We start from the raw sequence: 22,910 nt of genomic DNA on the forward strand, positions 1-22,910 counted from the left end.
TTTGTTCTCATATTTACCCGAGTCGGTAAAGAACTTTTTAAGAACATTTGTGAACTTTCTGGAACTTTTTGCCTAACCCACTGAAATCAAACGGATCGCCTGATCCTGCTTCATCAGCCACAAAACTACGCGCGCCGCGCGGCCCCGGTCCGAGGTCAGCTTGGGATCCGCATTCAGCAATGCCCGGGCATCGGATTGGGCCACGGCCATCAAGCCGGCCTGACGCTCCAGATCCGCAATCCGGAACTTCGGCAGACCGGACTGAGCGGTTCCGATCAGATCTCCGGCACCACGCATTTCCAGATCGGTTTCCGAGATACGGAACCCGTCTTCGGTTTCGCGCAGAACCTCCAACCGCTTACGTCCCCCCTCGCTGAGCGGTGGTTGATACATCAACAAACACGTCGATTCCGCATCACCACGGCCCACGCGACCGCGCAATTGATGCAGTTGGGCCAGACCAAAGATTTCGGCCCGTTCGATGACCATGATCGTGGCATTGGGCACGTTGACCCCCACTTCAATGACGGTCGTGGCCACAAGAACCTTGGTGGCCCCATTCTGGAATGCAGACATTGCCGCGTCTTTTTCGGCCGGCGGCATCTGCCCATGAACCAGCCCGACCACACCTTCGCCCAATATGGCACGCAAGCGTTTGAATCGTTCTTCAGCGGCCGTCAGGTCCGAAACCTCTGATTCATCGACCAAGGGGCAGACCCAGTAGCACTGCCGCCCCTCATCGATCGCGCGACGCAGGTGGGATACGACCTCGTCCATGCGCTGCGTGCTGACTATCGCCGTCTTGATCGGTTTGCGCCCCGGCGGCTTTTCGTCCAGCACCGACACATCCATGTCGCCATATTGCGCCAGCGCCAGACTGCGTGGAATAGGTGTGGCGGTCATCACCAATACATCCGCGCCCTGCCCTTTTTCCGACAGCTCCATCCTCTGACGCACGCCAAACCGATGCTGTTCATCAACTATGGCCAAGCGCAGCGCTTTGAATTCAACATCACTCTGAAACACGGCATGGGTGCCGACCAGAATTTGGATATTGCCATTTTTCAAAGCCTCAAGCTTGGCGCGCCGCTCTGCGCCCTTGTCACGCCCGGTGAGCAGTTCCAGCACCACTCCGGCCTCTTCCGCCAGCGGGCGCAACCCTTCCAGATGTTGGCGCGCAAGGATCTCGGTCGGGGCCATCATCACGCCCTGTCCGCCTGCCTCGACCGCGATCAGAAGGGCCATGAAGGCCACTAATGTCTTGCCGGCCCCCACGTCACCCTGCAACAATCGGTTCATGCGGGAATCCGATGCCATATCGGCGGCGATTTCCTCGATCGCGCGGCTTTGTGCGCTGGTCGGACGATAAGGAAGGCTAGCCAACACCCTGGATTGCAACGCGCCAGTCCCTACGCTGACGACACCACGGGATTTCCGCTCTCGCTGACGCGCCAGAGCCAGCGTCATCTGATGCGCAAACAGCTCGTCATAGGCCAGACGCTGACGCGCGGGCGCAAATGGTGACACATCATCAGCCCCCTGAGGATTGTGGCCGGCACGAATTGCCGAGATCCAATCCGGCCAGTTTTGCTGTGCCATCTGCGCCGGGTCGATCCATTCCGCCAGCTCTGGCGCCCGCGCCAATGCGCTGCGGATGGCCTTGAACGCCGTCTTTTGAGTCAGCCCCTGTGTCAGATGGTATACCGGTTCAAACTCCGGAATTTCACTGGCTTGCTCGACCGGCAACATATGATCCGGATGCACCATCTGAGCCATGCCGTCGAACAGCTCCAGCTTGCCCGAGATCACACGGCGGGCGCCCTGAGGCAGCACTTTTTTCAGATAGTCCCCGCGCGCGTGGAAGAAAACCAGCTGAAAATCGGCCTGGCTGTCTTCGACATGCACGCGGTATGCGCCACCCTTGTTTCGAGGCGGCCTGTGTGGGCCGACCGTCACTTCGACCGTCAACGTCGCAGGCAGATCGACGCCCTGAATCGTCTCTCGCCGACGTCGGTCGACGACCGCATAAGGCAGGCCGAACAGAACGTCGCGTGGGCTTTCAACGCCGGCCTGTTGCAGGACGTGCGCGGTCTTGGGGCCGACGCCCTCGAGTGTCTCAAGCCCCGCAAACAGCGGGAACAGCTGTTCCGGCCTCCCGCTCATGCGCCTTCGATCAGCTGCAACCAGCCATCCTCATCCAGAGTTTCGATACCCAGCTCTGCCGCTTTCCTGGCTTTCGAACCCGCTCCGGGTCCGGCGACCAGAATGTCGGTTTTCTTGCTGACGGAACCGGAAACCTTCGCTCCCAACGCTTCGGCCCGTGCCTTTGCCTCGGCGCGGGTCATCTTTTCCAGAGTACCGGTGAACACAACCGTCTTGCCAGCCACAGGGCTGTCTGAGGCGGGCGCATCAGGTGCGACGATTGTCAGTTCCTTGCGCAACGTATCGAACGCGCGCCTCTCTTCCACGTTCGAAAACGCATCGGACAGGGACAGACCCAGCGTTGCGCCGATCCCGTCTATTCCGATCAATTCAGCCCAGGCGGCATTGGCATCCGGCGGAACGCGCGCCGCGGTTATGGCCGCATCCCGCACTTCCTTGACACGTGCCCGACGACCTTCTGCCAGCGCGGCCGCCCGTTCGGCATCCTCGGCCTCATCCGCTTGCCGCTGAGCCAGAGCTGCCGGGCGGGCGGTGTCCAGGGCCTGCGTCATGGTCTCCCAATCGCGGTAAAACAGCGCCAGATCGCGCGCTCCGACCTCGCCGACATGTCGAATGCCCAAAGCGAACAACAGGCGCGCAAATGGAATAGTCCGCTTTTCGTCGATCGCGGCAAACAGATTTCTGGCCGAGGTTTCCCCCCACCCATCCCGGTTTTTCAGCCGTGCCAGATTGGCCCTGTCACGCTGTTCCAATGTAAAGATATCCGCCGGAGTCTTTATCGGAAGGATCGGATCATCATAGAACATCTCGATCTGTTTCGCGCCAAGGCCTTCTATGTCAAACGCCTTGCGCGAGACGAAATGTTTCAGTTTTTCAACGGCCTGCGCGGGGCAAATCAAGCCACCGGTGCAGCGGCGGACCGCATCGCCTTCTTCACGGATCGCCTCGCTTTGACATTCCGGACAGCGCGTCGGAAAGGTAAAGGGCTGCGAACCGGCCGGGCGCTTGGACAGATCAACATCTGACAGTTTCGGAATCACATCCCCGGCGCGGTATACCTGAACCCAGTCACCGACACGTATATCCTTGCCATCGCGGATCGTGCCGCCCTTGGCATCGCGCCCCGCGATATAGTCTTCGTTGTGCAATGTGGCGTTGGACACAACAACACCACCCACAGTCACTGGATGCAACCGGGCAACCGGGCTAAGCGCGCCTGTACGACCGACCTGAATGTCGATCGCCTCCAGCCTCGTCCAGGCCAGTTCGGCCGGGAACTTGTGAGCAATCGCCCATCGCGGCGTAGTTGAGCGGAACCCCAAACGCGCCTGAAGCGACAGATCATTCACCTTGTAGACGACCCCGTCGATGTCATAGCCCAAGGTGGAACGTTGCGCTTCGATATCCCGGTAATGTTCCAGCATCTCTTGCGTCGTTTTGCACAGGCGGGTCAGGGGATTCGTCGAAAATCCAAGTGATTTCAACCGCTCGATCGCCCCTATCTGCGAGTCGGACAATGGCTCTGAAACCTCTCCCCAGGCGTAAGCAAAGAAACGCAACGGGCGCGAGCGCGTGATTTCCGGATCCAGTTGCCGCAAAGACCCCGCCGCCGCGTTTCTTGGATTGGCAAAGGGTTTTCCGCCGCGCTCTGCCTGCCGCGCGTTCAACGCCTCGAAATCCGCGTGAGACATGTAAACCTCACCCCTGACTTCCAGAACCTCGGGCGCGTTTTTCAGGTGCTGCGGGATATCGGATACCGTGCGGGCGTTGGCAGTTACGCTTTCACCGACTTCACCATCTCCGCGCGTGGCAGCCTGAACAAGCCGTCCGTTTTCATACCGCAATGACAGCGACAGGCCATCAATCTTGGGTTCGGCGGTGTAGGCCAGACTTTCACCAGCCCCAATGCCCAGGTATTTCCGGATCGACCTGTCGAAATCGGCCACGTCGTCATCATCGAAAGCGTTGCCCAGCGACATCATGCGCACGGCGTGCGTGACTTTCGAAAAACCATCAGCAGGCTTTGCACCCACTTGATCCGTCGGGCTGTCGGGACGCTTGAGATGAGGGAAGCGCGCTTCTATCTCGGCATTGCGCCGTTTGAGAGCGTCATAGTCGGCATCCGACATGTCAGGCGCATCAGCCGTATGATACAGCGTGTTTGCTTTCGACAATAGTTCGGCCAGACGTGCAAGCTCGGCACGCGCCTCATCTTCCGTCAGCTCGGATATGGAAATAAAGTTGCTCATGGCCTCGCCCTGTCACGCGTACTTGGACCTCAGTGATAGGGCGAGGCCATGGCCAGGTCCAGACGTGCTGAGCCGTGAGTGCAATGTGCCGCCCTGGACCACCGGCGGCACGGGTGTTTCAAATCAAAGCCCGACTGCCATCCGTGTTTCGTCCAGCGTGTTGCTTTGCGGATCTCGCAGCACATAGCCACGGCCCCAGACGGTTTCGATATAGTTCTGTCCGCCGGTCGCGTTGCTGAGCTTTTTGCGCAGTTTGCAGATGAACACATCGATGATTTTCAGTTCAGGTTCATCCATGCCGCCATACAGGTGGTTCAAAAACATTTCCTTGGTCAAAGTCGTCCCCTTGCGCAGGCTGAGCAGCTCGAGCATCTGGTACTCCTTGCCGGTCAAATGAACCGTCTTGCCATCCACTTCCACGGTTTTTGCATCAAGGTTCACCGCAATTCGCCCTGTATGAATGATCGATTGCGAATGCCCTTTGGAACGGCGGATGATGGCATGGATGCGTGCCACCAGTTCTTCGCGATGGAAGGGTTTGGTCAGATAATCATCGGCGCCAAAGCCGAATCCCTTGATCTTGCTTTCGGTATCATCAGCACCGGACAAAATCAGAATCGGCGTTTCCACCCTGGCGATCCGCAACTGGCGCAGAACCTCATGCCCGTTCATGTCCGGCAGGATCAGATCCAGCAAGATCAGGTCGTAATCATAGAGTTTCGCCAGATCAATTCCTTCTTCGCCAAGATCCGTCGCATAGACGTTCAGGTTCGCATGCGTCAGCATCAGTTCGATGCTTTTGGACGTGGTCGGATCATCCTCGACAAGAAGTATGCGCATTTTTCACTGCTCCAATTCGGGTCAATAATTCCAATTAAAATTAAACCTGACCAAGAATGGTTAATCTGACGTTACCGTTGAATCATTTATTCACGCTCTCCTTTAGGTTGTCGATACTTTTTTAGCGCCGTCGCCTTCAACGCCTCGACGCCGTGTTCCGCGACCAAAGAAACCCAACCGTTGAATTCTTCGTCGCTCAGGCCGTATTTCTTTTTTGCGTCAGACAGGCTGATCAGCCCGTAAAGCACGCCACGCACGACAAGAATCTTGCGTGACGCCACCCATCGCCTTGTGTTCGCGGGCGGTAAATCCGCATGCGTCAAAATGGATCCATCCGGCAGAGCAACAGACCTTGGCCCTTCAACTTTGTGCAAATACATCGCTTTACCCTTCTTGCTGCACCAAAGCTGCCCTCAGCCTACTTAAAGTCGCGTGAAACCGCCCCTTGAGAGTGTGTAGAATTTTCCTATATTCTGCCGGTCTTTCTTAACCCGGACTGGAATCTGCAATGGCCCTCGATACCGAGACCCCGCTGAACTCGCTTGGCTTTGCCAAACCACCCTCGGAAACGCGGGTCGTTGTGGCGATGTCGGGGGGCGTCGACAGTTCCGTTGTCGCGGCCTATCTGGCCGATCAGGGCTATGATGTGGTCGGTGTGACTTTGCAGCTATATGACCACGGCGCGGCATTGGCCAAGAAAGGTGCCTGTTGCGCTGGAATCGATATTCATGATGCGCGACGCGTGGCGGAAGAACGCGGATTTCCACATTACGTTCTGGATTACGAGAACATCTTCAAGGATGCCGTGATCGACGAGTTTGCCGACAGCTATCTGGCCGGCGCGACGCCGGTTCCCTGCATCCGCTGCAACGAGCGCGTGAAATTCAAGGACCTTCTGGAAACCGCCAAGGATCTCGAGGCAGACTGCATGGCCACCGGCCATTACATTCAGCGCAAGATGGGCGCCAACGGACCGGAACTGCACAGCGCCGAAGACGCCAATCGCGATCAGTCCTATTTTCTGTTCTCGACCACGCCAGAGCAATTGAATTTTCTGCGCTTCCCGCTGGGCCACCTGCCGTCAAAAGACGCAACCCGTGAGATGGCGGCGCAGTATGGGCTGTCGGTGGCGGACAAGCCCGACAGCCAGGATATCTGCTTCGTGCCCGACGGCAACTATGCCAGCGTCATCGAAAAACTGCGCCCCGGAGCCGCAGAACCCGGCGAGATCGTTCACGCCGATGGCCGCGTACTGGCGCAGCACAACGGCGTGATCCACTATACGATCGGGCAACGTCGCGGTCTTGGTATCGGCGGCCTCAGCGAGCCGCTTTACGTCGTCAAACTGGACGTCGACAAAAAGCAGGTCATTGTCGGCCCGAAAGAGATGCTGGCAACGCGCGTCGTTCCGGTGCGCGAGATCAACTGGCTGGGCGATGAACCCTTCTCGTCACGCGATGAATGGCATCTGTCCGTCAAAGTCCGCTCGACCCGCCCGCCACGCGAGGCAATCATTCGGCCGCTGTCGGACACCACGGCCGAGGTCGAACTGCTGACCCCCGAGGAAGGAATCTCGCCAGGGCAGGCCTGCGTATTTTACGCAAACGAAGGCAGCCGCGTGTTCGGCGGCGGCTGGATCTGGCGTGGGTATTAGGCTGAAACCGGCTCGACCTCGGGTTCGATCTGAATCTGCAATGCATCGTTGAACCGATTGAACGCACCGCACAAGGCGATGCGCCAGGTCAGCTCAACGATCTGGGCATCGGTGAACCATTCCCTCAGATCCGCCACTTCGGCATCCTTCATACGGCCCGACCGGATCGTCACGGCTTCGGCATAGCGCACGACCGCCTTGTCACAGGCATCCAGTTCCGGATGATCCTCGACGTCCGGCAGACGCGCCGCCCCTTCGGGGCTCAGCCCCGCCACGGTCAGCAGCGGTGTGTGATGCGAGACGCAATAATCGCAGGCATTCAGTTTTGAAACCGTCACCATCGCCAGCTCCAACGCACGGCGCGGCAGGTTCTCCTGCTCTCGCAGGGTCGTCAGCATTCCCGTGACGTGGTTCAGAACCGGAGGGCAATACGCTGCGACGCGGGCCCAGTTGTCAAATGGTCCGTAGGCGCCCAATGCAGCGTGGGACGCGCGCGCGTCGGCCGTCATTTCCTGATCCGACAAAGGGGGGATGCGGGTCATGTCGAAAGCTCCTTTTCTGGGTCACGATACCTTGGACCTGCGTTCCTGCAACAGACCTTTGCAGGTCACATATGCGAGACGAAGTGCTCTCTTTGCCGGGTCACACCATATCGGTGGGAGAGTTGAAGAGAATATAGAGCCCGACGCAGACCATGATATATGGCGCAATCCGATCCAGCCGGGCAACGCGCGGGCCAAGGCTTTTGGCGTGGGGCGCCCCCCATGCCGCAACAACAACCAGCAAGGCGGCCGCGCTGGCGGCACCGATCAACGCCACGACCCGATAGGACGGCGCCGAATCCGCAAGCAGAGGGGTCATTACCGCAAAACTGTCTATCGAGAGGCTCAGGAAAAGCGTCACCACCGACGTCACCGCCCCTTTTGACTCCGCACCTTCGGGGTCCGCCTCGCGAAACTGATACCAGATCCCACGCAAGCCAAACACCAGTGGGACAAGGCCAAGATAGCCGATCCAAAACGGAAGGCCGCTCTGGTTCAGGCCCACGGCCACGGTCATGGCCAGGGATAGTACGATCGTCTGAGCGACGGCAAAGCCCACGATCGCACGGCGCTGTTCCATCACCAGAATCAAGCCCAACAAGACAGCCAGATTGTCCAGATTGGTAGAGATCATCGCGATCCCGGCAGAGACTGCAAACAGCGCGTGATCAAGCATTGCGTGGCTGCATTCTGTTCAAAACCGCCCGCGCCGCGCGCAAGCCGGGTGCTTCGCCCCCACGCCCCAACCTGTCCATGGTCAGGTTCATGGCTTGCTGTTGCGCATCGGGGGCGTCGGCGACATTTCGCAAGGCTTCGGCGATTTTTTGAGGCTGACAATCATCCAGCAGACATTCCGGCACGGCGCGTGTTTCCGAAACCAGATTGACCAATGTAACGGTGTCAAGCTTGACCATCCGTTCCGCCATTTTCTGCGTCAGCCAGTTGAGTTTGTACGCAATGACCATCGGCGTATTCTGCGCCGCAAGTTCCAGCGAAACCGTTCCCGAAGCAGCAAGGGCAAGATCTGCGGCGCCAAAGGCCGCTCGTTTGTCGGCCGTGGCTTGCTCTGCCCCCACCTGGCGCGGGTCCAGCACCACGGGGGTGCCAGGCCATTCTGGCACCAGGTCGTTTATCAGATCGGTTGTCGCACCTACGGTCGGGATCACCACGCGGTAATTCGGGTGGTCATCGAAAAACAACCGCAACGCGCCGCCGAAAGACTCTGCCAGACGTTCGATCTCACCCCGCCGAGACCCGGGCAAGGCCAGCAGGATCGGCGCATTGCCCAGATCAAAGCGGTGGCGGAAGGCGGCGATCTCATCTGGTGTTGCAATCGGTTCGCCAACCACTGGATGGCCGACAAAGTCGCATTCCATCCCTGCCCGCTCCATGTACGGAGGTTCAAAAGGAAGAAGCGCCAGCACATGGTCGATGACCTTTGCCATCTTGCCTGCACGCCCGGGGCGCCAGGCCCAGACACTGGGGGCAACATAATGCACGGTTCGGATGTTGCTGTCGGCTTTTACGATTTTGGCGACGCGCAAGCTGAAATCCGGGCTGTCTATGGTGATTAGAACATCCGGTTTCGTGTCCAGCACCGCCTGTGCCGTCTCGGAAATCCGCCGTTTCAGGTGGAAAAACTTCGGCAGCACTTCGACAAGCCCCATGACCGAGAGTTCGGACATCGGGAACCGGCTGCGCAGACCCTGCGCTTGCATCAGCTGGCCTCCCACACCGTCGAATTCAACCTCGGGCACCAGGGTTTTCAACCCCTCCATCAGCGCGCCGCCCAACCGGTCGCCCGAAGGTTCACCGGCGACCAGAAAGACACGCATCAGACCGCCCGCTCGCGGACATAGAGAAACAGACCCAGACGGTTGCATTCAGCGATGACACGCTCTTTTTCCAGAACCAGTACACCGCCTTTTTCCAAAACGATCCCGGACAAACCTGCCGCAACCGTGTCGGTAACGGTTTTCGGCCCGATGGCGGGCAAATCGGCGCGCCGATCCTGATCGGGTTTGGGACCTTTGAACAGAATGCCGCCGCCAGCGTCGGGGCGTTGGGTCAGGGATTGCAGCATCCACGCGGTGCCGAACACCCCCTCGATGGCCAGCGCCTGCCCTTTGGACACGGCACAAGCCTGCCCCGTATCCGCCGCCCCCATTGCCCGAAGAATCCCGGCGGCGCGGTCAGCGTCGGCCATGTCGGCGTCCGAGGGCTGAGCCTCGGTCAGACATCCCACAGGCGGCAACAAACCGGGCGCGATCTCATGCGCGGCCCTGAGGGTGAGGCCGGCCCCTTCAAGAATTCCGATCACGGCGCGCAAAGCTCCGTCATCCCCGGACAGGATGGCCTTTTGGATGATCGGAACCAATGGCAGCGTCGCGGCGTCGATGCGCGATGGGTCGATTGGCGGGCGCCGAACAGCGCCGGCCAGACAGATATCGGTCACGCCCCGCGCCTTCAGGTCAGCGATGAAACTGCCCAGCTGTTCCAGAGGAAACACGACATCCGCACTCAGGGTGTCCGGCAGAAACCCCTCCATCGCGCAGATCAGAGGACGTTCTGCCAACTGCGCAACAACTTCGGTCGGCAGCGCCCCGGTTCCCGCAATCAACGCAAGCATGACCCTATTTCCTCGGGGTCAGGAAGGATCGGTCACTGTGGCCGGTGACGAAATCCACGATCTGCTGCACATAGTGGCTTTCGTTGCCTTCACCGATCCGGCTGGCGCGATCCATAAAGGTGCCTTCGCCGTCGGACAATTCCTTGAAGGCCGCGCGCAGCGCCGAGATATCCTCACGCGATACACCCTTGCGCTTGAGACCGACGAGGTTAAGGCCATCCAGCTCACCCCTCGACGCCTGTACCAGGCCGTAAGGAATAACATCCTTGGGCACCATGGTCAGCGCGCCAATAATGGCCCCGCGTCCAACGCGCACCCATTGATGCAACCCCGAAATGCCACCGACGATCACGTCGTCTTCGACGATGCAATGCCCCGCCGCGCCGGCATGGTTCACCATGATCACACGGTTGCCGATCTGAACGTCATGGGCCACGTGAACACCCGCCATCAACAGACAGTCGTCACCGATCCGCGTGACCCCTCCGCCACCTTCCGTACCGGTATTGATTGTAACATGCTCGCGAATGCGGTTGCGTTTGCCAATCTCAAGCCGGGTGTTTTCGCCACTAAATTTCAGATCCTGAGGGATCTCACCAATCACCGAGAAATTGAACACAACGGTATCTTCGCCAATCGAGGTGTCGCCCGTCACGACCACATGCGATTTCAACTCGACCCGATCGCCCAGTTTCACCTGTGGGCCCACGTGGCAGAAGGGACCGATGATACAATCCTGTCCAATCTGCGCACCATCTTCAATAATTGCGCTGGGATGGACTCCGTTCATGTTGTTTTTTCCATATCCCAGTCGACATAGGCCGAGAATTCCGCCTCGGCGGCGACTTCGCCTTCGACTGTTGCGCGGCCGCTGAATTTGAACAGCTTTCCGCCTTTTTTTCCACGCACGGTTTCCACATGCATTTCCAGCACATCTCCGGGCACAACCTTGCGGCGGAATTTGCACTTGTCGATGCTCATGAAGTAAATCAACAACTCGGTGTCGATGACGTCCATTCCCACACCCAGCATCACACCGGCGGTCTGCGCCATTGCCTCGACAATGGTGACACCCGGCATGATCGGCGTACCGGGGAAATGCCCCTGAAAATGTGGTTCGTTCATGGTGACGTTTTTGATTCCACGCGCCGACTGATAGCCCGAGATATCTACCACCTTATCGACAAGCAAAAACGGATAGCGGTGCGGCAGAATCCTCTGGATTAGCTGAATGTCTGCGCTTTTGGTTTCAGTGCTCATGATGCAGATATCCCGTTTTGGATGTTTCTTTTTTTGCGTGGTTAGCAATACAGCACTGCAAGGGCAAGCGAACCTATTCGCCCTGATCCTCTTGCAAGTCGCTTCCATCACCAATCGCAGCGTTTATTCGGATAATTGCGGCATCGGTAATGTCTGACGTGCTTACGACGACGTTGGATCGCTCGATCATCACGCTGGCTCCAATTTCGCGCAACAGATCGACAAGCACCGGGCGCACAATCTCGGAAAAGGTCTGCTGGGCTTCTTCACTGCGACGAGACAGAACATCTAGCTTTGCCCTTTGCCCCTCACGATGGGACTGAACCTTGAGGTCAAACGCCTCGGCCAGGGGGCGGAACTCGTCGGCCGACATGGTGGCGCGCTGCTCGGTGAGTTCCTTTTCTTCGCGGCTCAGTTCCGCGACAATCCGTTGGTTTTCTTCGGCCAGTAAGGCGCTTTCCTTTTCAATTTCGCGCAAAACGCGCTGTCCAAACGCGGACTTGGCAAACAACTCTTCACTGGACAGGGTGACAACACTGGATTGTGGCATACCAAGCTGCTGAGCATTTGCCAAAGGCGCCGAAACCGTCGTCATAAAAGCGCACAGGGCCCAAAGCGGGCCCCGTGTTCTGCCAAGCAATCTGTTCAGCATCGCGGATCAGAACCGGGCCTGGATCGTGAAGTCAAAGTTCTGCTCCTTGTCGAAAGATTCTTTCTTGAGAGGCTGCGAGAAGTTGAACTGCAACGGCCCGAACGGAGTTTCCCAGAGCACCGAAATTCCGATCACGTGCCGGATCGATCCGTTTGCACCGACAATAGTTGCACCTGCCGTATTGACGTTGTCGATGTTGTAGAGGTTGCCAACATCATAGAACAAGCCACCGCGCAGACCGAGTTCCTCGGGAAGACCCAGCGGGAAGTCGGTTTCGAAACGGGCAACCCAGTAGTAGTTGCCCCCGATCGCGTCATCCTGACCGTTGGACAGGTCACGCGGTCCGATACCCGCAGGTTCGAAACCCCGGAAAGTATTGGGGCCCAGCACAAACCGGTCAACAGTACGGCTGAAATCGTTTCCGCGCCAATGCAGAGCGCCCAGTTCCATCGTTGCCCGAAGCACCACCTCTTCGTTCCAAACACGGGTTTGCGCGATGCCACGAGCCGTGGTCTTGAAGAATTTGTTGTCCCCTCCAAGTCCGGCGGCATCCACACCTACTTCAAACAGAACGCCAGTGTTGGGGTCCAGGCCGCCGAGACGGCTGTCATAAATGTAGGACAGTCCCAACGAACTGGACGTCCGTTTGCCCTGCGCAATTTCTGAAGAAATCACCGCACCGTTAACTTCGTTGCTCTGCTGCGTCATCTCGCTGCGGTCCCAGCCATAACGGAGCCGCAGAGCCGACAACTCACCAATCGCGTAGGTCAACTGCGGTGTGAAGAAAAGACTGCTTGTATCGTAACTTGCAAACCCGGAATTGGTAGCCGACAGCCCCAGACCAAGATCAAAGCGCAGCTTGCGGCCCAGCAGATAGGGCTCGGTAAAGCTGAGTGTGTATTGTTCCGAGTCCTGTGCTGTAGATATTAAAACTCCAAGGTTCTGGCCTCGGCCCAGGAAGTTGGATTCGTTCAGACCAATTGCAATCCCGAAACCGTCCGTAACCGAGTAGCTGCCTCCAAGGCTCAGCGAGCCGGTGGGTTGTTCTTCAACGTCTACGTCCAGAATGACCTGGCTAGGCGACGATCCCTCGCGCGGTTCGACTTCGGCGACGGCAAAGAAGCCCAAGGCATTGATACGCTCCGCAGCCTGACGGATTTCGCGTGGATTGAACGGGTCACCTTCAACAGTGTCAAACTGCCGGCGGATCACTCGGTCCAGGGTGGTTGTGTTGCCTTCAATATCGATCCGCTCGACAAAGATCCGAGGACCTTTTGTCAGAACAAATTCGACATCCAAAGTCAGATCGCGGTCATTGCGCGTAACACGTGGTTCCACCCGAAGGAAATCCACGCCTTGCTTCAGGCCCAGTCGCTCTTGTCTTGTAATCGAGTTTTCAACAAGCGTCGGCGTATATGTCACGCCGGGTTTGATCTTCAGCGCGTCCTGATAAGGTGCCGGGTCGACGCCCGGAATTTCGCTGACGGTCGTGATTTTACCGAACGAGAATTTTTGGCCCTCGGTTACATTCATCACCAGGAAAAAAGCATCCCTTTCACGGGTAAACTCGACATTGGCGCTGTTCACGCGGAAGTCGACATAGCCTCGTGAAAGGTAGAAATCCCGAATGACTTGCTTGTCGAACTCGATACGATCGCCGATGAACGTGTCGTTCCGGAAGAACGTCCGCAGGAAGGTTGCCTGCTTGGTTTCCAGAACACGGCGCAAACGACGGTCCGAAAAGGCACGGTTGCCAACAAAGCTGACACGTTCCACTTCAATGGTCGTGCCTTCTGCCACTTCAAAAACCAGATCAACTCGGTTGTCGCTACGGCGGATAATCCGAGGGATTACGGTCGCGGCAACTCGGCCTTGGGCTGAATACACTTCAGCAATCATGTCGGCGTCAGACTCGGCCAACTGTGGGGTAAAGACGCGGCGCGGCTGAGATTCGATAACGTCCAACAACACGTCGTCTTTGACACGGGCGTTACCCTCGATGCTGATCTGATTGATCGTCGGATACTCCTGAACCGTGATGACCAGCGTAGACCCCCGCGGTGTCAGCTCAACTGTTTCAAATACACCACTGTCAAGCAAACGCTGATAGGCATCATTGAGCTGGCCCGCAGTTACAGTCTGGCCAGGTTCGATTCCCGTTCGGGCGATGATCGTACCGGTTTCAATCCGGCGATTGCCCTCAACATCAAACGAATTGATCGTATAGTTTTGCGCCTGTGCTGCATGCGGAAAAGTCATTAAGCTTGCAGCAACAAAAAGGAAAAGAACCGCTAGCGCCTGCCACAAAATATTGTTTGTTGGCATTTGCTGCCCGCAGGATGTGCCCGCCCCTCGCCTGTCAGTCATTTTATGCTCTACCCAGAATTTAAGACTTTAATGCTGAGTAGCGGGATTGAATGAGCTTGTCAAAAGGCGAAATAGAAGCAGCCGCGAAGACTGCCATTCAAATTGACGACGTTAATTTCAGTAAGAATCACATGGTCGCCAGATAGGCGGCACCTGCCATGGCCAACGCCGTAACCGCAAAGCTCAACAGAACATCCCAATTCAGCACGAACAGGAAGCTAAAGCTCTGATACGATTTTTTCAGCGTTTTGGTCATGGCTTTTCCCTCAGACGCAAAGATCATAACGTCAGAATGAGGCAATATTGCGGCCCAATCTTGCGCCGCGCGCCACAATCAGCAAAACAGATCGTTGCTCACTGAAAACAGCATGAGGGTGAGAATTAAGGTGATCCCTACCCCCATGAGCACCCGCAAGGCCCCATCACTGGGTGGTTTCCCTGCAATGGCTTCATAGGCGTAGAACACCAGATGCCCCCCATCCAATGCCGGGATCGGAAACAGGTTCAACAATCCCACCGCCGTCGACAGAACCGCGATGAAGAAAATGAAGTTCTGCGCCCCCTGACTGGCCATTGCCCCCGAAGTTTCGGCAATTCCGATCGGCCCCGAGATGTTGCAGGTGCTGATTGCCCCCGTCACCATGTGCCACATACCCGACAGCGACCCTTCGATGATACGAACCGTCTGTCTGACACCGCCGGTCAGTGAATCCAGAATACCGGCCGGTTCAGTTGCCGGCTCCAGCATCATGCCCCCGATGATCCCTATCCGCCAATGGGTGACGAATCCGCCATCCGGCTGAGGTTCGTCCGTGCGTCGCGGGGCCAATGCGAATTCCAGCTCGGACCCATCCCGCCAGACGTCTAACAGCAGAACCCGGCCGTCGGACCCTTCGACGAAGTCCTTCAGCTGCTCGAAGGCAAAGATCGGTTCCCCGTTCACCGCCGTGATGACATCGCCTTGTTTTAGCTGAATATCCATCGCCGCACTGCGTGGGGCCACTTGGCGGATCAGGGGTGGAAACATCCATGGTGCTTGTACATCTAGGGTTTCACCGTCCCGGTTCACCGTGTAGTCCAGAACCGGTTCCACAGGCAGCGCCTCGATAAAGTCCTGCCAGGCGCCCTCTTCATCATAGTCAGGTGTCGGGATACCGGCGATTGCGGTGATCACATCACCTTCTCTCAGTTCCTGCACAGTGCCCGGCAAGGGTTGCAACGATCCGACTGTAAGCGGCTCTTTCGATACGCCCTGTGACCAGAAAATCAGGCCAAACACCAGAATGGACATGACAAAGTTGAAGACAGGTCCGGCCGCGACCGTTGCGGCCCGTGCCCACAAAGGGGCACCGTGCATGGTGCGGCGCAGCTCTTCCGGGCTTTGGGTGGCGATGCCTTCCATCGCCTTTTCATCCTTGCCCGATGCTGCATTGGCATCGCCCAGGAACTTTACGTACCCCCCAAACGGCAGCAACGCGATCTGCCATCTGGTCCCCCGTTTGTCGACACGGCTCCAGAGAACCGGGCCAAACCCGATCGAGAACACTTCGGCATGGATACCGGACCAGCGCCCCACAATGTAGTGGCCGTATTCGTGCACCGCGACGATGACCGACAATGCGATGACAAACGCGACAATCGTCCAGAGAAGATTGCCAAATTGCGGGATTAGGGAAAGTACGTCCAAAATTCTATCCTGCTCGTTCCACCACAGCGTCATCGACCCACTGACGTGCCAGATGGTCTGTTCGCTGTACGTTATCAAGGGTCATCGGGGCATCAATGAGGCTGTCTGACGCGTCGAACCTGTCGAGAACCGCTGCGACGGCATCAGCCATATCCAGAAATCCGGTCCGTCGCGCGATGAAATGATCCAGCGCACGTTCCTTCGCGGCGTTGAAAACAGCGCCCGCCAGGCCGCCACGTGCCATCACGTCCCGGGCCAGTTTCAATGCGGGATAACGTGCCAGATCCGGCGCGTTGAAACGCAGTTGCCCCAGCTTGGCCAAATCAAGGCGCTGTATCGGCAATTCCCGTCTTTCGGGCCAATGCAGCGCATAACCGATGGCGTGGCGCATATCGGGTGCCCCCATATGGGCCATCATCGCACCATCACGATAGCCAACCAGGGCGTGTACTATGGATTCCGGATGCACCAGCACTTCGATCTGATCCGGTTCAACACCGAAATATTCTTTTGTTTCGATGACTTCCAACGCTTTGTTGAACATCGATGCGCTGTCGATAGTGATACGCTGCCCCATATCCCAATTCGGATGGCTGGAAGCTTGTTCAACAGTCGCGTTCACCAGTTCTCTCAGGGGCCAATCTCGGAACGCCCCGCCGCTGGCGGTGATGATCACACGCTCGACTGTTTCGACGTCTTCACCGACCAAAGCCTGAAACACTGCCGAATGCTCGCTGTCGACCGGCAGCAATCGCGCACCATGCTGTTTGGCCGTTTCCAGAACCAATGATCCTGCGCAGACCAATGTCTCTTTGTTGGCCAGTGCCAGGGTCGTCCCCTGTTTCAACGCCTCGATCCCCGGCGCCAACCCGGCCGAGCCGACAATGGCCGACATGATCCAATCCGCCGGACGGGCCGCGGCCTCGACAATGGCACGCGGGCCCGCAGCCGCCTCGACGCCACTGCCGGACAAAGCGGAACGCAGGTCATCAAGCCGGTCTTCATGAGCGGTGACGGCAATATCGGCACCGAGCCGACGCGCGTCATCCGCAAGCCTTTGAATATTGACACCACCGGTCAAGGCCACGACGTCATACTCGGACGGTGCGCGCGAAATCAGATCAATCGTGTTCTGCCCGATCGACCCGGTGGCTCCAAAAACAGATACCTTTCGCATTACATTTCACCCGGCGAATAGATCAGCCCCGCGATAAGAACAAACAGCGCGGCACCCATCATGCCATCGAACCGATCCAGAAAGCCGCCATGGCCCGGTATCAGGTTCGAACTGTCTTTGACACCGAACTTGCGTTTGACCGCGCTTTCGACAATATCACCGGCTTGGCTTGCCATTGAAGCCAAAACAGAAACAACGACAAAAGCGAATCCAAAGCCGGCCAGGCTTGCAAAAACCGCGCCGACACATGCCGCGGCGGCCCACCCTCCGGCGGTTCCCGACCACGTCTTCTTCGGGCTGACCTTGGGCCAGAATTTCGGGCCACCAACCGCCTTACCCACGAAATAGCCCGCGACGTCCGTGGCGACCACGACAGCAATCAGCCAAACCATCCAGCCAAAACCGGAATTTTCCCGGATCGAAATGAAACCCAGCCCGGCCCCGACGATCCAGACCACGAACATCCCGAACAGAACCTTCGAACGACTGATCTGCCCCACTCCCACAAGCGCAGGCGCAAGCACGACCGGCAAAGTGTAAATCGGCGGCAGATGATAGCTGAGAACCACGGTGATACTTGTCAGAATCCCCAATTGAACGGCCACGCCGCGGGCTTGCGGGTCGATCATCCGAACCAATTCCCACGTCATCAGACCACAGGCTGCGGCAATGAAGGTTTCGAACCACCACCCGCCAAGCCAGACTTCGATTGATCCGATCACGACCAGAACTGCAGCAGAAAGAACCCGTGTTGTCAGGTCAGACCATCGGCCGTCTCTCATGCCAGAACCGCTCCGAACCGCCGATCTCTGGTGCCGTAATTCTGGCACAGACGGGCCAGCTCAGCAGCAGTGAAGTCCGGCCAGAGGGTGTCGATGAATTCATATTCCGAGTAAGCCGATTGCCAAAGAAGAAAGTTTGAAATCCGCGCTTCACCGCTGGTTCGAATAACAAGGTCGGGATCAGGAAGAACCCGCGTATCCAGATACTTAGGAAGAGTTTCTTCATCTACCTCTTCGGGTTTCAGCCGCCCTTCAGCCACATCCCGCGCCAGACGCTTGGTGGCGCGTGCTACTTCGTCGCGCCCACCGTAATTCAGCGCGACGGTCAAATGAACCAGATCGTTGTTCTTGGTTTCTTCTTCCAGCGAGTCCATCAACTCGATCAACTTGGAATCCAGCCGGACTCGATCTCCGATGAACCGAACGCGGATGCCATTATCCGCAAGTGTACGGGTTTCCTTGATGATATAGCGGCGGAACAGGTTCATCAGGCCGGCCACCTCGACCTGGGTCCGCTTCCAGTTTTCGGTCGAAAAAGCGAACACTGTCAGGTACTTGATCCCCAAACCTGGGCAGGCCTCGACAACCTCGCGCACGCGCCGCGCACCGGCATGGTGGCCGAACAGCCGGGGACGGCCGCGTGCCTGCGCCCAACGACCATTGCCATCCATGATGATGGCCACATGGCGCGGGCCGGACTCCAGCTCGGTTTGCGGGTCTTTTGGCATCAGTTCGGCTCAGACCTGCATGATTTCGGCTTGCTTGGTTTCGAGCGCAGCATCTACGGCCTTGATCATCTCATCCGTCATGTCCTGAACTTCACTTTCCCAAAGCTTCTGGTCATCTTCCGACATGCCGTCCGCCTTGGCCTTCTTGATCTGATCCATGCCATCGCGACGCACGTTCCGGATCGCAATGCGCGCGTTTTCCGCGTAGTGACCGGCGACCTTGCTCAACTCGCGGCGACGTTCTTCGTTCAACTCGGGTATCGGCAGCATTATGATGGTGCCGTTCAATTGCGGATTGATCCCAAGGCCGCTTTCGCGGATGGCCTTTTCCACCTTACCCACCAGTGACTTGTCCCAGACGTTTACAGTGACCATTCGCGGTTCGGGCACGTTCACGGTGCCCACCTGGTTGATCGGTGTCATCGAACCGTAAGCGTCAACCATGACAGGTTCCAGCATCGAGGCCGAAGCACGCCCTGTTCGCAATGATGCAAATTCGGTTTTCAGATTGGCCATTGCGCCATCCATGCGGCGCTGCAGATCATCGGTGTCCAATTCGAAGTCGTCAGACATTCTGCTCACTCCCCGTCTTCAGGTAATCTTTGGATGGGTCTTACGCCATCGCAATTGGGATGTATAGCAATCATGATCGGGAATTGTATCAATGACCAGAGGTGTTGCGACCAATTTGGACAAACATCGTTTTCCGGAACCTGGCCGAGTTTCTCCGGCCAGGTTGAGGTCATGGGTCAGCCTCAGGCGTTCACGTCCACCACGACGCGGCCCTTGACCTGACCTTTCAGAATGTCGGCGCCCAGTTGCGGCAGATCGGACAGACCGGCCGGTTGAACCATCGCCTCAAGCTTGTCCATCGGCAGATCCGTGGCGATCCGTTTCCACGCGCGCACCCTGTTGTCATAGGGCTGCATCACGCTGTCGATGCCCAAAAGGTTCACGCCGCGCAGCAGGAACGGAATCACCGTCGCAGGCAAAGCAGCGCCCCCTGCCAAACCAACCGCAGCAACTGAACAGCCGTATTTCATCTGGCCCAGAACACGCGCCAGCATGGCGCCGCCCACAGCATCAACGCAGCCCGCCCATGTTTCGCTTTCCAGAGGACGTTTTGTAGTCTCGTTCAGGTCGTCGCGCGGCACGATGGTCGTCGCACCAAGTGATTTCAGATAGTCACCGGTTTCGGGCCGTCCGGTGACCGCGGCGACCTCATAGCCCAAATTGCCAAGAATGGCCGTGGCCACCGATCCGACGCCGCCCGCGGCTCCGGTCACCAATACCGGTCCACGATCCGGGGTCAGCCCATGATCCTCCAGCGCCATGACCGCCAGCATCGCAGTAAACCCGGCAGTGCCCACAGCCATTGCCTGACGCGTTGTCAGCCCATCGGGCAGCGGCACCAGCCAATCGGCCCGCGCGTTGGCTTTTTGCGAATAGCCGCCCCAGTGTGCCTCACCAACGCGCCATCCGGTCAGAACAACCTTGTCACCGGGTTTGTAGCGGTCATCCGATGAGGCCTCGACCGTGCCGGCGTAGTCAATGCCCGGGACATGCGGATAGGCCCGCACCAGCCCGCCCCCTTTCGGAGACAGGCACAGGCCATCCTTGTAGTTCACCGTGGAATATTCGACCGCAACCGTGACATCACCATGCGGCAGGTCATCCACCGACAATTGTTTGATCGAGCCGGTGGCAAGTCCGCTCTCTTCATCCTTGTCCATCACAAGTGCATTGAACATCTGTCATTCCTTTCGTGTTCAGCGACCAGCCCATGTCGTCAGCTGGTTCAAAATATCCCGAGGTCGACGCGGCAGCGTCCTTGATTCTGCTAGATCCAGAAATGAGATTGCACGGTCGCGCGGCGCATCCCGGCCGGTGTTTCCACTTCCAGTTCCGTCCCGGCATCCCAATGGCTCAGGCGCACCATACCGATCGCCACATTGGTTTCAAAATCCGGAGACCAAGCCGCCGATGTCACCTGCCCCACGCGCTTGCCGCTTGTAAACAGGTCCCAGGGACGATCGCAGCCCGGAACCGGATCACCAGCGATGGCGATTGGCCGGATTTGCTGCACCGGCCCTTCCTTGGCAACACGCAACAGGGCATCCCGACCGATACAGCCAATCGCAGTATGCGTGTTGCAGAACTTTCCCAGACCGCATTCATGCGGGGTATTGTCGTCGGTCATGTCGTTCCCATAGGACAACAACCCGCCCTCAATGCGTTCGATCAGGTTCGGGCAGCCCGCGCGCACGTGCAGGTCTTCGCCGGCGGCAAACAGGGCGTTCCACAAAGGCATGCCGATATCGCCACCTTCCACGTATATCTCGAAACCACCCTGTTTCGAATAACCGGATCGCGCGACGGCCAGATCGCGCCCCTCGAACTCGAACATGTCGAATTTGAAGAAACGGATGTCGCGCACTCGGTCCCCGAAGACACGGGCCATCAGCTCGTCTGCCTTCGGGCCCTGAACGGCAAGCGGCGACACGTCCGGTTCATCCACCAGCACATCCAGACGGTACCCAACGGCGATACCCTTGACCCACAGCAACAGATCACTGTCGGCAATCGAGATCCACCATCGGTCTTCGGACAACTTCACCGCCACCGGGTCGTTCAGCATGCCGCCGGTTTCATCAACGATCGGCACATAGAAACATTGCCCCGGCAGCATACCGCGCAGATCGCGCGGGGTCAGCATCTGCATGAGACGCGCAGCATCAGGGCCACGCAATTCAACCTGCCGCTCGCACGACACATCCCAGACCTGAACATGGGTCTTCAGATGCCGGTAATCGGCTTCAACACTTTCAAATACCGTCGGCAACAACATGCGGTTGTAAACCGTATAGCCCTTGACCCCGGCAGCTTCGACTCCTTCAGAGAACGGAGTGCGCCGCAAGCGGCGTGAGGCGGAAATCTGCGGCATTCATACCTCCTGCGGCATAAAGACGATATCACTGACAGGCGCTTCCGAGCCCGTCTCGGTTAGCATTTTGTGCACTTGTCCCCTGTGATGGGTCTGATGATTGAAGAAATGGATCACGCACAGCGCGTAAGGCATTGTGACATCGGCCTCTTTTGCGGCGGAATACCACGTGAACGATCCGGTCAGCGGATCATCCCCCAGCCCTTCTGCCCAGTGCAGGATACGCGTGTCGATCTTTTCGCGTAACGCCAACCAGCTTTGCAGGTCCGGGCACAGGTATACGCTTTCATGGATACCCCCGCCCGCCTTGTGAATATTGCCATCTGGCCCGTCGCGCTTTTCGAAACGCGACATCCACATCCAGTCGCCCCACAGCAGATGGTTCACCGTGCCCATGATCGAGCCAAAGAACGCCCCGCGTTCAAGGGTCAGCTCCTTCGGTGTCAGAGATTGCAAAAACTCTGCCAACTGTTTGTTCTGCCAGTGATTGTAACGCGCCATTTCCTGCGCATACCTACCCGTGATCATCATTTGGGCCCGTGCCAGTCGATCGGGCAGATTTCAGCGGACTTGCCGCCAAAGTCCCAGACCCGGCCATAGTCGCGCACCTTCGATTTGGTGCCACGCGCCACGATGATGTCAGGTCCCATCCAATATTTGGAATTTGAGACCATCACCGGATGCTCCGGGTCCTTGCCCGCAAGCATCTCGATCTCTCCCTGGATTTTGCGACCAATCGCGATCCGACGTTTGTTTCCGTCGCGCTCAATCTGGACCGGCGCCCGTTCCGCACCAATGATCTCGCTGACCAGCATGGTAAACAGACCGGTCGTGCCGCCCGCCTGACCGCTGAAGATTTGTAACAAACCGTTGTAAGCCTTGCCGCTTGCGCGCTCGTCGACATAAGCGGCGACTTTCCACTGGCCTTCCCCCATCCGGCCCGGAATATCGACCAGCAACCCGACATTCAGACCCGACAGATCCTCGCCTTCATAGTGGCCTTCATCAACGATGATGCCCATCCAAGCATGGCAGTGACCTTCCGTCGGGGGATGTGCGCCCAGCGACACCACGCAGGGGCAGAACACGTCACATGAACAGTTCAGGATCAACTCGCCCTTGATGGCCCATTCCGTCGGGCTCATCTCTCGCCGCTTGGGATTGGGCATGCGGCTGTCGATGCGCTGGCTGACGGGCAGCCGGTCGGCGTCTGGTTTTCTGTTTTTAGCCATTGGC

The 22,910-nt window shown here is 57.9% G+C and carries 23 protein-coding genes; 1 reads left to right on the top strand and 22 read right to left on the bottom strand.

What is annotated here, in order from left to right; all coding sequences use genetic code 11:
* Positions 1-72: 72 nt before the first annotated feature.
* The 4 genes from recG to sciP form a co-directional block, all read right to left on the bottom strand.
* Entirely contained in the window at positions 73-2,163 is a 2,091-nt protein-coding gene (gene recG / locus ACR0A2_RS03530) for an ATP-dependent DNA helicase RecG (RefSeq protein WP_480834068.1), read from the bottom strand.
* Positions 2,160-4,412, bottom strand: coding sequence for an NAD-dependent DNA ligase LigA (ligA, locus tag ACR0A2_RS03535; protein ID WP_480834069.1), 2,253 nt, complete (start codon positions 4,410-4,412; stop codon positions 2,160-2,162). Before ligA ends, recG begins: the two co-directional genes overlap by 4 nt.
* 123 nt (positions 4,413-4,535) lie before the next feature.
* The gene (gene ctrA, locus ACR0A2_RS03540) at positions 4,536-5,252 is read right to left on the bottom strand and encodes a response regulator transcription factor CtrA (RefSeq protein ID WP_480834070.1); all 717 of its coding nucleotides are present in this window, start codon (positions 5,250-5,252) and stop codon (positions 4,536-4,538) included.
* Positions 5,253-5,338: 86 nt separating this feature from the next.
* Positions 5,339-5,632 carry a CtrA inhibitor SciP gene (gene sciP, locus ACR0A2_RS03545; protein ID WP_170344350.1) on the bottom strand — a complete coding sequence of 98 codons (294 nt, stop codon included), beginning with the start codon at positions 5,630-5,632 and terminating at the stop codon, positions 5,339-5,341.
* Between the two features lie 128 nt (positions 5,633-5,760).
* On the opposite strand from sciP, the gene mnmA reads away from it, so the two are divergent.
* Positions 5,761-6,906 (top strand): tRNA 2-thiouridine(34) synthase MnmA, encoded by a 1,146-nt coding sequence (gene mnmA, locus ACR0A2_RS03550; protein ID WP_480834071.1) that lies wholly within the window; start codon positions 5,761-5,763, stop codon positions 6,904-6,906.
* On the opposite strand, the gene ACR0A2_RS03555 is transcribed toward mnmA, so the two are convergent.
* The 18 genes from ACR0A2_RS03555 to ACR0A2_RS03640 form a co-directional block, all read right to left on the bottom strand.
* Positions 6,903-7,448: a carboxymuconolactone decarboxylase family protein gene (locus ACR0A2_RS03555; RefSeq protein WP_152457933.1), complete on the bottom strand. Its 546-nt coding sequence runs from the start codon at positions 7,446-7,448 to the stop codon at positions 6,903-6,905. The genes mnmA and ACR0A2_RS03555 overlap by 4 nt on opposite strands.
* A 100-nt stretch (positions 7,449-7,548) precedes the next feature.
* Positions 7,549-8,124, bottom strand: coding sequence for a hypothetical protein (locus ACR0A2_RS03560; protein WP_480618496.1), 576 nt, complete (start codon positions 8,122-8,124; stop codon positions 7,549-7,551).
* Positions 8,117-9,283 carry a lipid-A-disaccharide synthase gene (gene lpxB / locus ACR0A2_RS03565; RefSeq protein ID WP_480834072.1) on the bottom strand — a complete coding sequence of 389 codons (1,167 nt, stop codon included), beginning with the start codon at positions 9,281-9,283 and terminating at the stop codon, positions 8,117-8,119. Before lpxB ends, ACR0A2_RS03560 begins: the two co-directional genes overlap by 8 nt.
* On the bottom strand, positions 9,283-10,077 hold the full coding sequence (locus tag ACR0A2_RS03570; protein WP_480618500.1) for an LpxI family protein: 795 nt from the start codon (positions 10,075-10,077) through the stop codon (positions 9,283-9,285). Before ACR0A2_RS03570 ends, lpxB begins: the two co-directional genes overlap by 1 nt.
* A gap of 4 nt (positions 10,078-10,081) precedes the next feature.
* Positions 10,082-10,867: an acyl-ACP--UDP-N-acetylglucosamine O-acyltransferase gene (gene lpxA / locus ACR0A2_RS03575; RefSeq protein ID WP_480445082.1), complete on the bottom strand. Its 786-nt coding sequence runs from the start codon at positions 10,865-10,867 to the stop codon at positions 10,082-10,084.
* Positions 10,864-11,337, bottom strand: coding sequence for a 3-hydroxyacyl-ACP dehydratase FabZ (gene fabZ / locus ACR0A2_RS03580; protein ID WP_152457928.1), 474 nt, complete (start codon positions 11,335-11,337; stop codon positions 10,864-10,866). The genes lpxA and fabZ overlap by 4 nt, the downstream gene beginning before the upstream one ends.
* Positions 11,338-11,410: 73 nt before the next feature.
* Complete coding sequence (locus ACR0A2_RS03585) at positions 11,411-11,887, bottom strand: OmpH/Skp family outer membrane protein (RefSeq protein WP_253283443.1); 477 nt, start codon at positions 11,885-11,887, stop codon at positions 11,411-11,413.
* A 108-nt stretch (positions 11,888-11,995) separates the two neighbouring features.
* The gene (gene bamA, locus ACR0A2_RS03590) at positions 11,996-14,248 is read right to left on the bottom strand and encodes an outer membrane protein assembly factor BamA (protein ID WP_480834074.1); all 2,253 of its coding nucleotides are present in this window, start codon (positions 14,246-14,248) and stop codon (positions 11,996-11,998) included.
* A 235-nt stretch (positions 14,249-14,483) separates the two neighbouring features.
* Positions 14,484-14,612, bottom strand: a complete 129-nt coding sequence (locus tag ACR0A2_RS03595) for a hypothetical protein (protein ID WP_480834075.1) — start codon at positions 14,610-14,612, stop codon at positions 14,484-14,486.
* Between the two features lie 78 nt (positions 14,613-14,690).
* Positions 14,691-16,043: an RIP metalloprotease RseP gene (rseP, locus tag ACR0A2_RS03600; RefSeq protein ID WP_480445080.1), complete on the bottom strand. Its 1,353-nt coding sequence runs from the start codon at positions 16,041-16,043 to the stop codon at positions 14,691-14,693.
* A gap of 4 nt (positions 16,044-16,047) precedes the next feature.
* A complete protein-coding gene (gene dxr / locus ACR0A2_RS03605) occupies positions 16,048-17,220 on the bottom strand; it encodes a 1-deoxy-D-xylulose-5-phosphate reductoisomerase (RefSeq protein ID WP_480834076.1) in 1,173 nt (390 codons plus the stop codon).
* The gene (locus ACR0A2_RS03610) at positions 17,220-18,002 is read right to left on the bottom strand and encodes a phosphatidate cytidylyltransferase (protein ID WP_152457923.1); all 783 of its coding nucleotides are present in this window, start codon (positions 18,000-18,002) and stop codon (positions 17,220-17,222) included. The genes dxr and ACR0A2_RS03610 overlap by 1 nt, the downstream gene beginning before the upstream one ends.
* Positions 17,999-18,730 carry an isoprenyl transferase gene (locus ACR0A2_RS03615; RefSeq protein WP_171116012.1) on the bottom strand — a complete coding sequence of 244 codons (732 nt, stop codon included), beginning with the start codon at positions 18,728-18,730 and terminating at the stop codon, positions 17,999-18,001. The genes ACR0A2_RS03610 and ACR0A2_RS03615 overlap by 4 nt, the downstream gene beginning before the upstream one ends.
* Positions 18,731-18,739: 9 nt before the next feature.
* On the bottom strand, positions 18,740-19,303 hold the full coding sequence (gene frr, locus ACR0A2_RS03620; RefSeq protein WP_171116013.1) for a ribosome recycling factor: 564 nt from the start codon (positions 19,301-19,303) through the stop codon (positions 18,740-18,742).
* A gap of 182 nt (positions 19,304-19,485) precedes the next feature.
* Positions 19,486-20,481, bottom strand: a complete 996-nt coding sequence (gene acuI / locus ACR0A2_RS03625) for an acryloyl-CoA reductase (RefSeq protein ID WP_152457920.1) — start codon at positions 20,479-20,481, stop codon at positions 19,486-19,488.
* An 89-nt stretch (positions 20,482-20,570) separates the two neighbouring features.
* Positions 20,571-21,674: a dimethylsulfoniopropionate demethylase gene (locus ACR0A2_RS03630; RefSeq protein WP_480834077.1), complete on the bottom strand. Its 1,104-nt coding sequence runs from the start codon at positions 21,672-21,674 to the stop codon at positions 20,571-20,573.
* Positions 21,675-22,202: a DinB family protein gene (locus ACR0A2_RS03635; RefSeq protein WP_171613941.1), complete on the bottom strand. Its 528-nt coding sequence runs from the start codon at positions 22,200-22,202 to the stop codon at positions 21,675-21,677. It abuts the gene before it with no gap.
* Complete coding sequence (locus ACR0A2_RS03640; protein ID WP_152457918.1) at positions 22,202-22,906, bottom strand: DUF1326 domain-containing protein; 705 nt, start codon at positions 22,904-22,906, stop codon at positions 22,202-22,204. The genes ACR0A2_RS03635 and ACR0A2_RS03640 overlap by 1 nt, the downstream gene beginning before the upstream one ends.
* Positions 22,907-22,910: the final 4 nt, after the last annotated feature.

The sequence above is a fragment of the Ruegeria sp. H8 genome, from assembly GCF_056532905.1.